Origin of the sequence: Pseudomonas sp. RGB, from assembly GCF_007713445.1 — a bacterium.
GTDB lineage: Bacteria > Pseudomonadota > Gammaproteobacteria > Pseudomonadales > Pseudomonadaceae > Aquipseudomonas.
In genome coordinates, this window is the sequence record NZ_VMSH01000002.1 from 74,899 (window position 1) to 90,249 (window position 15,351).

General features: G+C 62.6%; 9 protein-coding genes. 2 read left to right on the forward strand and 7 right to left on the reverse strand.

The window, feature by feature from the left end; all coding sequences use genetic code 11:
• Window positions 1–36 precede the first annotated feature (36 nt).
• The 3 genes from FPT15_RS04035 to FPT15_RS04045 all read right to left on the reverse strand — a co-directional run bounded on the left by FPT15_RS04035 (window position 37) and on the right by FPT15_RS04045 (window position 1,985).
• Window positions 37–978, reverse strand: a complete 942-nt coding sequence (locus FPT15_RS04035) for a rhodanese-related sulfurtransferase (protein ID WP_131700399.1) — start codon at window positions 976–978, stop codon at window positions 37–39.
• A 188-nt stretch (window positions 979–1,166) separates the two neighbouring features.
• Complete coding sequence (locus FPT15_RS04040; RefSeq protein WP_145158733.1) at window positions 1,167–1,460, reverse strand: BolA family transcriptional regulator; 294 nt, start codon at window positions 1,458–1,460, stop codon at window positions 1,167–1,169.
• A gap of 6 nt (window positions 1,461–1,466) precedes the next feature.
• On the reverse strand, window positions 1,467–1,985 hold the full coding sequence (locus tag FPT15_RS04045; RefSeq protein WP_003175221.1) for a DUF2059 domain-containing protein: 519 nt from the start codon (window positions 1,983–1,985) through the stop codon (window positions 1,467–1,469).
• 192 nt (window positions 1,986–2,177) lie between these two features.
• On the opposite strand from FPT15_RS04045, the gene FPT15_RS04050 reads away from it, so the two are divergent.
• Window positions 2,178–3,566, forward strand: coding sequence for a class II fumarate hydratase (locus FPT15_RS04050; RefSeq protein WP_145158735.1), 1,389 nt, complete (start codon window positions 2,178–2,180; stop codon window positions 3,564–3,566).
• Window positions 3,567–3,964: 398 nt separating this feature from the next.
• Here the strand turns inward: FPT15_RS04050 and FPT15_RS04055 are convergent, their stop codons facing one another.
• From FPT15_RS04055 to pap, 3 genes are all read right to left on the reverse strand, one after another.
• Window positions 3,965–4,921 carry a DMT family transporter gene (locus FPT15_RS04055; RefSeq protein ID WP_145158737.1) on the reverse strand — a complete coding sequence of 319 codons (957 nt, stop codon included), beginning with the start codon at window positions 4,919–4,921 and terminating at the stop codon, window positions 3,965–3,967.
• 195 nt (window positions 4,922–5,116) lie between these two features.
• A complete protein-coding gene (locus FPT15_RS04060) occupies window positions 5,117–6,301 on the reverse strand; it encodes a thiolase family protein (RefSeq protein ID WP_145158739.1) in 1,185 nt (394 codons plus the stop codon).
• 360 nt (window positions 6,302–6,661) lie between these two features.
• On the reverse strand, window positions 6,662–8,179 hold the full coding sequence (gene pap, locus FPT15_RS04065; RefSeq protein ID WP_145158741.1) for a polyphosphate:AMP phosphotransferase: 1,518 nt from the start codon (window positions 8,177–8,179) through the stop codon (window positions 6,662–6,664).
• Between the two features lie 155 nt (window positions 8,180–8,334).
• Between pap and mnmC the strand changes: the two genes are divergently transcribed.
• On the forward strand, window positions 8,335–10,323 hold the full coding sequence (mnmC, locus tag FPT15_RS04070) for a bifunctional tRNA (5-methylaminomethyl-2-thiouridine)(34)-methyltransferase MnmD/FAD-dependent 5-carboxymethylaminomethyl-2-thiouridine(34) oxidoreductase MnmC (RefSeq protein WP_145158743.1): 1,989 nt from the start codon (window positions 8,335–8,337) through the stop codon (window positions 10,321–10,323).
• A gap of 11 nt (window positions 10,324–10,334) precedes the next feature.
• Here the strand turns inward: mnmC and FPT15_RS04075 are convergent, their stop codons facing one another.
• Window positions 10,335–15,164: an NEL-type E3 ubiquitin ligase domain-containing protein gene (locus FPT15_RS04075; RefSeq protein WP_145158745.1), complete on the reverse strand. Its 4,830-nt coding sequence runs from the start codon at window positions 15,162–15,164 to the stop codon at window positions 10,335–10,337.
• Window positions 15,165–15,351 lie beyond the last annotated feature (187 nt).

The following is a 15,351-nucleotide window of genomic DNA, read 5'->3' on the forward strand; positions in this document are numbered from 1 at the left end:
CGGGTCCATCACATAGAGCAGGCGCGCGGGCATGGGTCAGGCCTCGGAAGGGGTTTGCTTATAGTTGAAGCCAATCGGGTGCGGCATATTGCGGGCCTTGGCCAGCTCGATCTGCTTTTGCCGGTCAATCGCGCTGCGACGGGTCTTCTCCGGCAGCTTATCCCAGCAATGCGGGCAGCTGATGCCAGCCACATAGTGCTCGGACGCGCGGTCTTCGACGCTCACCGGTGTACGGCAGGCATGACATTGATCGTAGTCGCCTTCGCTCAAGTCGTGGCGCACGGTCACGCGGTTGTCGAACACAAAGCAGTCGCCCTGCCATTTGGTCTCCGCCTGCGGCACCTCTTCGAGGTACTTCAGAATGCCGCCCTTGAGGTGGTAGACCTCATCAAAGCCTTCGCTGAGCATGTAGCTCGAAGCCTTTTCACAGCGAATACCGCCCGTGCAGAACATGGCGACTTTCTTGTGCTTGGCCGGGTCGAAGTTGGCTTTGATGTAGTCGGGAAATTCGCGAAAACTGGTGGTTTTCGGGTCAATCGCGCCTTCAAAGGTGCCAATGGACACTTCGTAATCGTTACGGGTGTCGATCAACAGCACTTCCGGGTCGCTGATCAGCGCGTTCCAGTCCTGCGGGTCGACATAGGTGCCGACTTTTTTGTTCGGGTCGACGCCTTCGACGCCCAGGGTCACGATCTCTTTCTTGAGCTTGACCTTGGTGCGGTAGAACGGCTGCTCATCGCAGTACGACTCTTTGTGGTCGATGTCGTCCATCCGTGGGTCGTTCTTCAGCCAGGCCATCAGGCCATCGATGCCTTCGCGGCTGCCAGAAACGGTGCCGTTGATGCCTTCTTCGGCGATCAGCAACGTGCCTTTGATGCCGTTGTCGACCATCGCCTGCAGCAGTGGCTCGCGCAGGGCGACGTAATCTTCGAGGGTGACGAACTTATACAGTGCCGCCACGACAATCGGTTGAGTCATGGGTGTTCTCTCCAGGTGGCTACCCTCGTAAGGGGTGAACCGGATAACGGCAGCTGGGTTTTTTAGCCGCAAGCTGCAAGTAAAAGCAAAAAAAACGCGCCGACTAGGCGGCGCGTTGGGGATTGTAGCAAGAAGGCAGCTGCGAGGGCTCTAATCTTGTCGCGTGCAGCTGACAACTTGTGGCTGCTTCAATGCCCTCCGGCGCAGGTCGGCGAGGCCGGGGCTGCGTCGATTTTCGCCCATTCTTCAGGCGTGTAGGTATGCAGCGCCAACGCATGAAACTCGCTCATCAGGTCACCCAGCGTGGCGTAGACCGTCTGATGGCGCTTGACGCGGTTAAGCCCTTCGAACTGCTGGCTGACCACCACGGCCTTGAAGTGAGTCTGCAACCCACGGCTGTGCATATGGCTTTCATCCAGCACGCTCACGTGTTGCGGGCTCAGGGCGGCGAGCGCCGTTTCGATACGCTGTTGCATGGTCATTCCTGCTTACTTCTTCTTGGCCGGTGCGGCGGCTTTTGGCGCCAGCTCGTTGGTCATGTCTTCCAACAGCTTGTTGACTACCGGCACAGCGCTTTCCAGCTTGGCCTGGGTCATCTGGGCCGATTGCTGGGTCAGTTGCGGCATTTTTTCCAGGACTTTTTTACCCAGTGGCGACTGGTAGAAGGCAACCAGGTCCTTGAGTTCGGATTCGCTGAAGTTGGTGGTGTAGAGCTTGACCATGTCCGGTTTCAGCTTCGGCCAGCCGATGGCTTGGTCCAGCGCGGCGTTGGCCTTGGCCTGGTAGCTGTCCAGTACGGACTGCTTGGCGGCAGGCGCCTTGGTCTGTTCGAAACGCTGGGCGAACATTTGCTGCACTTGCATGTACACCGGGGTACCCAGCTTGTCAGCGTGGGCCAGGGTAAGGAAGGCTTCGGCACTGGCGTTATGGCTGGCGGTATCGGCAAAAACTTGGCCGCTGGCGCAAACCAGAGCAACCGCGGTACAGATGGCACGAAGACGAGTCATCGAGTTTCCTTTTCTAGCAGGCGAGGTAAGACCCCAAGGGCGACCATTCTGCGCCTAAAAAACCTCGCGGCTCAACCCCAGGCCTTGTTCGGCCTGGATTTGCAGGACTTGCCTGCGATGAAAAGTCTTTATGGAACCCCCAAGGCCCATCACGGCCTAAACTGCGCAAACGAACCTGAAGGAGTGTGCCCGATGAGCCGTATCGAAACCGACAGCCTGGGAGAAGTGCATGTCCCGGATGACGCTTACTGGGGCGCGCAGACCCAACGCTCGCTGGTGAATTTCGCCATCGGTGAGCAACGCATGCCTTTGGCCGTGCTGCATGCCCTGGCCCTGATCAAGAAGGCAGCGGCGCGGGTCAACGACCGCAACGGCGACTTGCCTGCCGATATCGCCCGCCTGATCGAACAGGCCGCCGATGAAGTGCTCGACGGTCAACATGACGATCAGTTCCCACTGGTGGTCTGGCAGACCGGCAGCGGCACCCAGAGCAACATGAACGCCAACGAAGTCATCGCCGGCCGCGCCAACGAACTGTCGGGCCAGACCCGCGGCGGTAAAAGCCCGGTGCACCCGAACGATCATGTCAACCGCTCCCAAAGCTCCAACGACTGCTTCCCCACCGCCATGAGTATCGCGACGGTGCAGGCGATCAACACGCAACTGCTGCCGGCGATCACCAACCTCTCGGGTGGGCTGGCGGAACTGTCGGCGCGGCACATGAAGCTGGTCAAGACCGGCCGCACCCACATGATGGACGCCACCCCGATCACTTTTGGCCAGGAAGTCTCGGCGTTTATCGCCCAGCTCGACTACGCCGAACGCGCGATCCGCAGCGCCCTGCCCCCGGTGTGCGAATTGGCCCAGGGCGGCACCGCCGTCGGCACCGGGCTCAACTCGCCCCACGGCTTTGGCGAGGCGATTGCCGCCGAGTTGGCCGCCTTGTCGGGGCTGCCCTTTGTGACCGCCCCGAACAAATTCGCCACCCTCTCCGGCCACGAGCCGCTGGTAACCCTGCACGGCGCGCTGAAAACCCTGGCCGTGGCGCTGATGAAAATCGCCAACGACCTGCGCCTGCTCGGCTCCGGCCCGCGCGCCGGGTTGGCCGAGGTCAAGTTGCCAGCCAACGAGCCCGGCAGTTCGATCATGCCGGGCAAGGTCAACCCGACCCAATGCGAAGCGCTGTCGATGCTGGCCTGCCAGGTGCTGGGCAATGACGTGACCATCGGCATTGCCGCCAGCCAGGGGCACTTGCAGTTGAACGTGTACAAGCCGGTGATCATCCACAACCTGCTGGAATCGATCCGCCTGCTGGCCGACGGTTGCAACAACTTCCAGGAACACTGCATTGCCGGCCTTGAGCCGGATGCAGAACAAATGGCCGAACACCTGGAACGCGGCCTGATGCTGGTGACCGCCCTCAACCCGCACATTGGCTACGACAAGTCGGCGCAGATCGCCAAGAAGGCGTATGCCGAGGGCCTGACACTGCGTGAAGCCGCGCTGGCGCTGGGCTTCTTGACTGATGAAGAGTTCGACCAGTGGGTACGCCCGGAAAACATGCTCGAAGCCGGCCACTAACCTCAGGTTTTTGATCCGCTTTTGATCTGCTTTTGATCTAAGGCGCCCCGTTAACCACGCTGGCCGCACGCTGAGCCTAGGCGAGGTGCCGAGTGGCGGGGCGAGGACCTTTTGCTTACTTTTTGGCTGGGCCGGCATTCCGGTCCTTCCAAAAGTGAGCCGCTGTAAGAGCGGAACCCTAGGTAGCCGTTACTGCAGCAAAGGGTATATACGCCGACTAATATCCCAGCCAACTGACATGCCGCCTTCGCGAGCAAGCCCGCTCCCACAGTTAACAGTGTTGCGGCAGCGAGATACGGGGCGCGCCAGAGGCCGCCATCGCAGGCAAGCCAGCTCCCACATTTACACCGGTTTACCACCCTAAAGCCGCGGCGACGACCCGGCCGCCACGCCAGGCATCAAGACGCCAGCCGTACCCGCCGAGCCCTGAGCCCCGCCAGCAACGACGGCGCCAGCGCCACCGTCGCCGACCCCAGCACCACCACCAGCGCCCCGACATAGCCCAAGGCGTTGATCTCTTCGGCCTGCACGAACGCCGGCCATAACCACGCTGCCAACGCTACTGCCACAAACGTCACCAACGGCGTCAGCGCCAACGTCGCACTGACCCGCGAGGCCTCCCAATGCGCCAACGCCTCGGCAAACGCGCCGTAAGCCACCAGCGTATTCATGCAGCACGCCAGCAACAGCCAGCCTTGCAGCGGGCTCAACTGCAGCGCCTCCAGCGGATGCGCCCACGGCGTGAGCAGCGCGGCGCACGACAGGTAGATCACCATCATCACCTGCAGCGAATTCCATACCGTCAGCAACTGCTTCTGGCCCAAGGCGTAAAACACCCAGGTGGTAGTGGCGAGCAGAATTGTCAGCACCCCGGCGGTGTAGGTGCCCAGGGACGTGAGCATTTCCACCAGGCGTTGGTTGAAGAACAGCCCGAAGCCAATGATCAACACCACCAGGCCCACACCCTGCCCCAGGCTGAAACGCTCCTTGAACACAAACACGCTGGCGACCATCAGAAAGATCGGCCCCATCTGCACCACCAACTGGGCCGTGCCGGGGCTGAGCATTTTCAGGCCTACCAGGTACAACACGTAATTGCCCACCAGCCCGCACACCGCCATGGCTACCAGCCAACCGCCCTTGGGGCCGAGCACTTTGCGGCTGGGCAGGCGCTGGGTGAAGGCCAAGTAGATAAATAAGCAGCTACCGGCGACGACCAGGCGAAACCAGGTGACGGTGACCGGGTCCATCACCCGCAGCACTTGTTTGAGTTTGATCGGCAGGATGCCCCACAGGAACGCGGTCAGCAGGGTCAAGCCAAAGCCATAGACCCAGCGGCCGGAAGATATGTGCATGAGTGCCCCGAATGCCTGAGGAAGTGGAGGCAGCATTCTAGGGGCAAGCGCACGAATTGGGATACGGCACAATTCAAATGTGGGAGCGGGCTTGCTCGCGAACACGGTGGGTCAGCCTTGCATGTGTTGACTGATACACCGCTTTCGCGGGCAAGCCCGCTCCCACATTTTTAAGCCGGGTTTCTTCAGTGCGATCTAGCGTACGGCTTCGAAGAGCCCGGTGGCGCCCATGCCGCCGCCCACGCACATGGTGACGATGCCGTAACGCAGGTTGCGCCGTTGCAGCTCGCGTACCAAATGCCCGACTTGTCGCGAACCGGTCATGCCGAACGGGTGCCCGATGGAAATCGAGCCGCCATTGACGTTGTATTTGGCGTTGTCGATCTCCAGGCGGTCACGCGCATACAGGCACTGCGAGGCAAACGCCTCGTTGAGTTCCCACAGGTCGATATCCGCGACCTGCAAGCCCTTGGCCTTGAGCAACTTGGGCACCGAGAACACCGGGCCAATGCCCATCTCGTCCGGCTCGCAACCGGCCACGGTAAACCCGCGGAAAAACGCCTTGGGCTTGAGCCCCAGTGCCAGGGCTTTTTCCAGGCTCATCACCAGTGTCATCGACGCGCCATCGGAAAGCTGCGAGGAGTTGCCAGCCGTCACCGAACCGTCTTCGGCAAACACGGGTTTGAGCCCTTGCAGGCTGGCCAGCGTGGTGTCCGGGCGGTTGCAGTCATCGCGATCCACCACACCTTCAAGGATCTGCACCGCGCCGGTGTGCTTGTCCTCAACCTTGTAGGTGACCGGCATTGGCACGATTTCATCGTCGAACAAACCGTCAGCCTGGGCCTGTGCGGTGCGCTGCTGGCTCTGCAGGGCGTAACGGTCCTGAGCTTCGCGGCTGACGTTATAGCGACGCGCGACGATTTCGGCGGTCTGGCCCATCGGAAAGTAAATGCCCGGCACCTGCTCTTTCAGCAGCGGGTTGATCAGGTTGTCGGTGTTGATGCTTTTGAGGGTCAGGCTGATCGATTCGACGCCACCGGCAACGATGATGTCGCTGCAACCCGAGGCGATCTGGTTGGCCGCGATCGCGATCGCCTGCAAGCCCGAGGAGCAGAACCGGTTGAGGGTCATGCCGGCCGTGCCGGTGCCCAATTGCGAGAGCACTGCCACATTGCGCCCGATGTTGTAGCCCTGCGCGCCTTCATTGGAACCGGCACCGACGATGCAATCCTCGACCGTCGCCGGGTCGATGCCATTGCGGCTCAGCAGTGCATTCACGCAATGGGCCGCCATGTCGTCGGGACGGGTCTGGTTGAACTTGCCACGAAAGGATTTGGCCAGGCCGGTTCGCACACTGTCGACGATCACTACTTCACGCATGGGCTACCTCGATCTTGTCGTTGTTGGGAGATCAACCGAGGATAAATCCAGGCCCTCCCCACCGCGATGATCATTCACCCCGCCTATACAAAAGCATGGCGATTAGCAGGCTGGTTCTGCCAAGTGCGCTTGTCGTCATGGACAGTGGAAATGTTGTGCCGGACACGCTCCCTGTGGCGAGCAGGCTTGCCCTGCGTTGGGGCGCGAAGCGGCCCCATAACCAGCCAACGCGTTCTAACTCATAGAACGCGGCGTCTGGGTCAGGGCCGCTTCGCAGCCCAACGCAGGGCAAGCCTGCTCACCACAAAGAGCCTGCTCACCACAAAGAGCCTGCCTGCCACAGGTCAGCGCCCGCCAACGCTATTTTTTCTTTTTCTTCTTGTCGTGCTTGTCGGTTTTGTCGAACGCCTCTTCCAGCGCGCGGTTGATGGTGCGCAATACCTTGACCCGCGCCCAGCGCTTGTCGTTGGCTTCCACCAGCGTCCAGGGCGAGACTTCAGTGCTGGTGCGGTCGACCATATCGCCCACGGCGGCACGGTAGGCGTCCCACTTGTCGCGGTTGCGCCAGTCGTCTTCGGTGATCTTGAAGCGCTTGAACGGGATATTCTCGCGGGCCTGGAAGCGCTCCAGCTGAGTGTCCTTGTCAATCGCCAGCCAGAACTTGACCACGATCACACCGGCGTCGCGCAGCTGCTCTTCAAAGTCATTGATCTCGCCATAGGCACGCATCCAGTCCGCCGGGGTGCAGAAACCTTCGATGCGCTCCACCAGCACCCGCCCGTACCACGAGCGGTCGAACACCGTGAACATGCCGCGCGCCGGAATCTTCTGCCAGAACCGCCACAGGTACGGTTGGGCACGCTCGTCTTCACTCGGCGCGGCAATCGGCACGATGTGGTACTGACGCGGGTCCAGCGCCGCCGCCACACGCCGGATCGCCCCGCCCTTGCCCGCCGCATCGTTGCCTTCGAACACGGTAACCAGCGCGTGCTTGCGCATGCGCTTGTCACGCATCAGGCCGGAGAAACGCGCCTGCTCGGTGATCAGCTGTTCTTCGTAATCGTCCTTGTCCAGGCTCAAAGTCATGTCGAGGCTGTCGAGCAGGCTCTTCTGATCCACCGAGGCCAACAACGGCGCCGGGTTCATGCCGCTGGCCTTGCCCTTGGGCAACTTCAGCGCATTTTGCAGGCTTTCGAGCAGGATCTTGCCCACTGTGAGGCTGCGGTAGTGCGCGTCGACGCCTTCGATCACATGCCACGGCGCGTAGTCGCGGCTGGTGCGGCGCAGGATGCGCTCACCAAAATGCACAAATTTGTCGTAGGTCTGGGACTGCTGCCAGTCCAGCGGGCTGATGCGCCAGCTGTGCAGCGGGTCATCGGCCAACGCCTTGAGCCGCGCTTTCATCTGTTTCTTGGACAGGTGGAACCAGAACTTAAAGATCAACGCGCCTTCGTCGCAGAGCATCTTTTCCAGGCGCTCGGCACCGGCGATGGCCTGGTCCAGGCGTGCGTCCTTGATCTCTCCGTGCACACGGCTTTGCAGCATCTGGCTGTACCAATTGCCGAAAAAAATGCCCATGCGGCCTTTGGCCGGCAATTGCCGCCAGTAGCGCCAGGCCGGCGGGCGCGCCAGCTCTTCGTCGGTCTGCTGGTCAAAGGTGCGCACTTCGATCAGGCGCGGGTCCATCCATTCGTTGAGCAGCTTGACGGTCTCGCCCTTGCCGGCGCCCTCAATGCCGTTGATCAAGATAATCACTGGGAAGCGCTTCTGCTGCTGCAGCTCGTACTGCACTTCCAGCAACGCTTCGCGCAGGGCCGGCACTTCGGCTTCATAGGTGTCTTTGTCGATGGCGTGACCGATTTCGGCGGATTCGAACATGGGCAGCTCCGTTTCAAGATGGATCAAGACTAGCGGATTGGGCAACAACGCGCGGGAGGAAATTCCACGCCAACGTGCCCTGGGTCAATTCAAAGCCCATTGATCAGCTAGAATGGCCGCCTTGCTGTTGCCCGCTGTTATTTTATGAGCCGCCCATGACCCCCATCACCCACGCCCAGCTCGACTGGGACGACCAAGGTCGCCCGCACTCGCGGGTGTTCGACGATGTGTATTTTTCCGACCAGTCGGGCCTTGAAGAAACCCGCTACGTGTTCCTCGAACAGAACCGTTTGCAGGCGCGCTTTGCCGCCCTGCCGGTGAACGGGCGGCTGGTGATCGGCGAAACGGGGTTTGGCACCGGCTTGAACTTTCTGTGCGCCTGGCAGCTGTTCGAACAGCACGCGGTGGCGGGCGCGCGCCTGCATTTTGTCAGCGTGGAAAAGTACCCGCTGAGCCACGCCGACCTGCAACGCGCCCTCGCCCTCTGGCCAGAGCTTGCGCCCTTCGCCGAGCAGCTGCTGGCGCACTACATTGCCATCCACCCAGGCTTCCAGCGGCTGGTGCTGGATAACGGCCGCGTGACGCTGACCCTGTTGATCGGCGATGCCCTGGAGCAGTTGCCGCAACTGGATGCCCAGGTCGATGCGTGGTTTCTCGACGGCTTCGCCCCGGCAAAAAATCCCGACATGTGGACCGCCGAACTGTTTGCCGAACTGGCCCGCCTGGCGGCACCCGGCTCGACCATCAGCACCTTTACCAGCACCGGCTGGGTACGCCGGCTGATCAATGCCGCCGGGTTCAAGATGAAACGCACGCCAGGCATCGGGCATAAGTGGGAGATCCTGCGCGGTGAATTCCTCGGTTGGCCGGCCGAAACGCCGCCACCGGCCCACAGCAAACCGTGGTTCGCCCGCCCGGCGCCGGTGCCTGGTGAGCGCAGCGCCCTGGTGATCGGCGGCGGCCTGGCCGGGTGCGCCACCGCGGCCAGCCTGGCGGCACGTGGCTGGCGCGTGAGCCTGCTGGAGCGCCACGGCGCCCTGGCACAGGAAGCGTCGGGCAACCCGCAAGGCGTGCTTTACCTCAAGCTCTCGGCTCATGGCACGGCGCTTTCGCAGCTGATACTCAGCGGTTTCGGCCACACCCGGCGCTTGCTTGAGCACCTGCACCGCGGCGTCGATTGGGACGGTTGCGGCGTGCTGCAACTGGCCTTCAACGCCAAGGAAGCCGAGCGCCAGGCCCAGCTGGCCGCCGCGTTTGCGCCGGGCCTGCTGCACCTGCTTGACCAGGCTCAAGCGCAGGCGCGCGCCGGCGTGGCGCTCGAACACGGCGGGCTGTTTTACCCCGAGGGCGGCTGGGTACACCCGCCGGCATTATGCCAATGGCAAGCGCAGCACCCGTTGATCGACGTGCGGCCTCATCACGAAGCCCTCGAGCTGCAGCGCGTTGACGGTCAATGGCAAGCCCTGGCCGGCGACACCCTGCTGGCGAGCGCGAGCGTGGTGGTGCTGGCAGGTGCCGCCGAGATCAAGCGGTTTGCGTTCAGTGCCGACCTGCCGCTCAAACGCATTCGCGGGCAGATCACACGGCTGGCAGAAACGACGGCGAGCCAGGCGCTGGCCACCGTGGTGTGCGCCGAGGGCTATGTCGCCCCTGCGCGCCTGGGTGAACACACCCTGGGCGCCAGCTTCGACTTCAAGAGCGACGACCTGACGCCCACAGCCGCCGAGCACGCCGGTAATCTGGAGATGCTGCGGGAAATCTCCCTCGACCTGGCCGACCGTCTGGGCGCCGATGCCTGCTCTGCCGAGCACCTGGAAGGCCGCGCCGCCTTCCGCTGCACCAGCCCCGACTACCTGCCGATTGTCGGGCCGCTGGCCGAACGCGAGGCGTTCGAGCAGGCCTACGCGGTCCTGCGCAAGGACGCTCGCCATGTGCCGCCCACACCCTGCCCATGGCTGGACGGCGTTTACATCAACAGCGGCCATGGCTCACGTGGCCTGGTCACCGCGCCGCTGTGCGCCGAACTGCTGGCAGCCTGGCTGGACGCCGAACCCTTGCCCTTGCCCAGCAGCGTGGCCGAAGCTTGCCACCCCAACCGTTTTGCCTTGCGCGCGCTGATTCGCAGCAACGCCGGCAAGCCTTAGACCTGGCCGAATCACGGGATCACACAGGGCGACAGGTCACCGAGTTTCAGCGCCTCCTTGGTCAGGCGCTCAGCTTCGCCCTTATGCGCCGCCTGCTGTTCGCGCAGGATCTGGTTCATCTGGTCAAGGTAGTCGGCGTCGTTGAGCGCGGTGCTTTTTTCAAAGACCGCCTGCAGGCGTTGGTCAAAGGGCTCGTTCAACGCCTCGAACGATCGGCTGAAGGCGACTTTCAAGTGACTGTCCCATAACGGCAGCTCCACCAGGTAGTTCAAGAGCCTGGGTGAGCGCTCCGCCGCCCGGAGTTGTTCTTCGGCAGTGTTCAGCGCTTCGACCGTGACGCCGCCCAGGCGGGCAAAGCGCATGTGCAGCGGCTGACCCGGCAAATGAAACTTGCTGGCCAGCCCTGTTCGGTAGGCCAGGCTGACTTCCAGCGGGTCGGCCTCCGGGTGCGCCTGACTGTGCGATCGTGCGTAGCTGTCCAACTGATCCAGACGAAACAGGCCCTTGGCCAACTTCAGCAGCGGCTTGGCGGTCAGCTTGCCACCTTCGACCCCTTTGGCAGCTTCGTGGATCTCCACCAGCACCTCAAGGTTGCTGAAGTTCAGCGCCGCACTGTCATCGCAATTGAGTGGCGTGGCGGCCCGGTCAAAAATTTCATCGCGCAGCTGCGTGTCAGTTCCGGCCGCCTCCAGCACCCGCCAGACGCGTCGTTCCAGGTCCTCACGCACCAGTTGAGCATCGCCGGTGCCGCCCAGTTCGGCCAATAACCGGAACAGGCTCTCAGACTCTGGCTCTTGCTGAAGTCCCGTCCAAACCGCCTCTTTTTGTGTGTACCGCGCAACCGCGCTGTCGGCCAGCCATAATTCCCGGGCTTTCTGCTCGTTGAGGCGAGCGATGTCATCTTCCAGGAAGCCCATGCCGACGCCGGTTCGGCTCCGATAATCGGCCAGGGTCTTTCGGCTGGCTTCATCCAGCGGGTTGTGGCGCAGGTTGATGGCTTCAGCCACAGGGCGTGGCGCGGTGAACAACCAGCCAGGCACGGCCGGGATCTCGTTGTCGCGCAGGTCGAGGTAATGCAGGTAAGGCAGGCGCGGTACCCCACCGGGAAACGCGCGCAGACGACAATGACGCAGCATCAGCTCACGCAACTCGAACATGTGGCCGATGGCAGGCGGGTCGATCAACGGGTTGTTGCTCAGGTTCAAGACCTGCAGGCCGCGCAGGTCAGCCAGCTTGGCGCGGGTGTGTTCGGTGAGTTGCAGGTGGTTGTCGTTGAGGTACAGGTGTTTGAGCGCGGGCATCTGTGACAGTACTTCCGGCAGGCGTGTCACCTCGTTGCTGCGCAGCTCCAACGCCTCGAGCTGCTTGAAGTGCTTGAGAAAATACGCCACGTCATCGTCGAGCCCCATTCTGTTCAACGACAACTGCCGGACGTGGGCAAAGCTGACCTGCGCCGGCAAGGTGGGCAGTCGGCCCACGACCAGGCCATCGAGGACCAGGCTTGGGACCTTTACCCCGCTGGCATCGGGCAACAGGAGCCTCTGTCGCCAGCCCTCCTCGATGGCCTGCATCGCCTGATGACGGCCCAAGCGGTAATCCGCCTGGGGATGGGGTAAACCGGCGAGGGACGTCTCGTCATTGCGCCACGCCTTGAGTGCCCGATGCAGGGCCTCGAACTGTCGCTCCAGCGCCTCCACGGACTGGGCGCGCGCCAGGTGATCGGTGCCTTGCCCGTCCAGGAACGTCGCCACCTGCCGCTCGTCAAAACCGGGATACAGCCTGTTGACCTTGCGCACCAGCGCCGCCGGGTGCCGCGTCGAGCGCACCATGGCCTGAACGCACGGTACCGGCGTCGGTTCAGGGAGTGCACGTTCTGGCCATAGATGGCGTGAAAGCACGTGGCGTTCGTCCTCGGCGCACGCCTGGATCGCATCGCGCAATCGACTGGCACGCTCTGCCCCCGACAGGTTCAGCGCTGCCAATTGCGCAGGCGACAAGGTGGCGAGCAGAGCCTGGTAAAACCCGTCCGGGCCTGAGGCCTTTTCGCCCAGTGGCGCACCTTTGTCGTCAAACGCCTGGACCCCATCGCCAGTCTCGACCAGTGTCCGCTGCCACCGTGCATGCTGGCTGCCAGAGGTGCCTAGCAGGTCGCCGATCAAACTGTCCCGGCGTACCTGCACGTGCAAATCCTGCGGCCACCCCGCGACCTTCGCCAGCAGGTGAACGGCCAGCTGTCGCGAGGGGGCGGTCGCCAGCTCCGGCAGATACAGGCCGATCAGCGCCTGGTCTTCTTCCTGCACCGCCAACGCTTCGCGTACCCGTTGCGCGAGCGACAGCGGTACGCGCCGGGTGCTGCGCAGTTGCCAGCGATGCACGGTTGGCGTTTTGGACAACAACTCCCAGGCGATGCGATTGGGCAAGAGCGGGAAATGCGCCTTGAGCAACCCGTGATCTGAATGGGTAATGCCATCCGCTTCCTGATACAGCTGCTGGAAAACCTCTCGGTGGGTGCGCTTGAGCGAGGCCAGTAACTGACGCGCAAGCACCGCGCCCTGCTCGTCTGGCGGTACCGAGCCGCCCAGCAAGGTGTCGATCTCGTCCGGCGGCAGCACGTCGAGCAGAGTCGCCATCACTGCGCCGTCTTTGAGCGCCTGTTCAGTGATGTGGATGCTCAAGTGTCCATGCTCGAAGGTTGCGCTGCCGGGAAAACGTTCGAGCCGCGCCCCTTGGCGGTCCAGCACCTCGAAAAACCGTCCCTGCGGCCAACCTGGCATCAGCGGCAACGCCAGCAACTGAACGCGCGCGGTGCCTGCATCCGGGCGTGGCTGATGTTCCAGCTGCCAGATCAGATCGCGGACTTGCTGGTTCAAGGCGAAACGCGCCACGCAGTCGTTGAAGCGCTCCGGCAGCGGCCTATTTTGCAGGGCCAGGGCGTGCAGGCGGGAGGGGCCCATGTCGACAATGCTCGCCACGTATTTCAATTGCTCGGGGGGCAGCGCGGCCAGGCGCGGGTTGAGCCGAGTGAGGATGTAGGACGGGGGCACCCACTCCTGAGTGTATTCGAACGCAAACCGCCAACCGCCCTGGCGGTTGTGCAGCAGGCGCGGACGATAGGCCGTAGTCCGCGTCGGGTGAAGCGCATGCCAGTAACCCGACCGCGCATCGTAGGCCACCGAATACACCACCCCCTTGATCCTGACATATGAATGACCGCCGGCCTGGTAGATCCCGCGGCTATTGGCCACCGTCAGGGCGTCGACATCCAGCGTCCGGCCGTAAGGCTTGAGCCGCCGACGCCACAAGCGAGGACCGGCATCAGGCAGTTGCACGGCTTCGACCGCTTCAAAGAACTCCGCGGGATTGGACTTGAACGCCCTGAACACCTTGCCCGCCACCTTCACACCGTTCGCAAACAGGGCCATGGCCGCGAGGTTTTCGGCCACATTGACCAAGTGTTCCAAGCCTTCAGCCTGGTCGCTATGCGTCCAATCATCCACGCCCTCGAAGACCTCGGCGAGCATCTCGCCGACAGCCACGCCCAACATCAATTGCCCGAGCACCGGCACCATCAGGCCGGCGATGTTCAGCATATTCAGGCCCGCCTCCTGATAGCCTTGAAGGCGTTTCTGGCGTGCCTGCTCATCCACTTGCGCCGTCGGCACGGCCAATGCAACGGCGTCCAGCTGGATCTTGCGGGTCAAGGCGCCGAAAAAGAACGGCTCCAGGCCGGTGTCCACCTCCACGGGCTCCACGCGTTCCAGTGTCCTGCGTTTGTCAAAGCGCTGGAAAAAACCGAACCGCTCGGCCTCATCCAGGTAGCGAATGAAGAAGCTGCGATAGGCCGGCACCTGAAGCTTGAGCGTCAGGTAGACGGTCAGATCACCCAGCGTGGGGTATTCGTACCACGGGCGCACGGGCTCGCCTGGCATGTACACCAGCAAGGGCCCCTCGGCAAAGCCGTGCGTGGAAGCATGGCCGAACACCAGCACGCTCCACAGGCATGCCCCATGCACATTGATCCCTTGCCACACCAGTGGCCTTTCATGGAACAGCACATGCTGCAGGTTCCGCGCGGGCAAGCGTGTATTGAGCAGGGCTTGCAACGCGGTATAGCCGGACTCACTGATATCGCCCTTGGCATGGGCAATCTGCAAGTCGATTTGCATGTCCTTGATCTTGCACTGGCCGACCTCGCCGACCACCGGGTTGTAGACCCGTTCAGCGCCGTCCTCGTCGTCGCTCCCCGCGAGGTTGAACACCTCACGCAGGTGCCGCTGGTAGGCCGCGCCCAGGTCCAGTTCGCGGCAGTACCGCGCAAAGGCTCCAACGCTCAGCGTTGACACGTGTTGGCCCGCCGCTCCCGTTCGAATCACCGCGCCTACGGGCAGCCCCTTCGCCTCGGCCTGGTCCTGGGTAAAATTCTGCATGGCCGCCTGCAGCAGGTTGTGCTTGTCCAGGGACATCGTCTGCAGCCGTACGCCACGGCCGAAGGTCAACGCGGCGAAGTGCCGATTGGGCAACTCCAGCCAGTCACGTTCGACATTCAGCCCTGCATGCCCTTTTGTTACCAGGAGCGCTTTGAGTCGCTCGGCACAAAATGACCTGAGCGGCATTACACGGCGCAACAGACTCGCGGCCCGCTCGCGGGGTTGCTGACTGCTGGCATGCGCCGCTTCGAGCACCTGGCGCGTTGGGGCGGCGGCACTTACCAGCCACGGAGGCAGCGTACGCTGCAGCACGTTGGCCTTGTCCAGGTCGCCAGTGATTTCCAGCAGCGCAGCGGTGATTTTCTCCTGAGAGACAGGCGCAGCGGCCTGGCTTACAGCCGGTTGGTGGGTCATCGGCAACAGTCCTTATTGCGTTGGATAATGACCCGGACAATAGCCCTCGCACCGGCGCTGAAGGGTTCAAATAGTCGCTCGATAACGCGGCGCATTCCCCCACTTTTTGCATCCGTGATTGACCTATCTACCGACCATTGACGGGCGCCCCGGTGGCGCGCGACGTGGCTTGCGGCCACTCAAGGCT

Bases quoted from the DNA above. Each gene is read 5' to 3' on its own strand.
- FPT15_RS04035 (WP_131700399.1), bottom strand. From the start codon at position 978: ATGACTCAACCGATTGTCGTGGCGGCACTGTATAAGTTCGTCACCCTC.
- FPT15_RS04040 (WP_145158733.1), bottom strand. From the start codon at position 1,460: ATGACCATGCAACAGCGTATCGAAACGGCGCTCGCCGCCCTGAGCCCG.
- FPT15_RS04045 (WP_003175221.1), bottom strand. From the start codon at position 1,985: ATGACTCGTCTTCGTGCCATCTGTACCGCGGTTGCTCTGGTTTGCGCC.
- FPT15_RS04050 (WP_145158735.1), top strand. From the start codon at position 2,178: ATGAGCCGTATCGAAACCGACAGCCTGGGAGAAGTGCATGTCCCGGAT.
- FPT15_RS04055 (WP_145158737.1), bottom strand. From the start codon at position 4,921: ATGCACATATCTTCCGGCCGCTGGGTCTATGGCTTTGGCTTGACCCTG.
- FPT15_RS04060 (WP_145158739.1), bottom strand. From the start codon at position 6,301: ATGCGTGAAGTAGTGATCGTCGACAGTGTGCGAACCGGCCTGGCCAAA.
- pap (WP_145158741.1), bottom strand. From the start codon at position 8,179: ATGTTCGAATCCGCCGAAATCGGTCACGCCATCGACAAAGACACCTAT.
- mnmC (WP_145158743.1), top strand. From the start codon at position 8,335: ATGACCCCCATCACCCACGCCCAGCTCGACTGGGACGACCAAGGTCGC.
- FPT15_RS04075 (WP_145158745.1), bottom strand. From the start codon at position 15,164: ATGACCCACCAACCGGCTGTAAGCCAGGCCGCTGCGCCTGTCTCTCAG.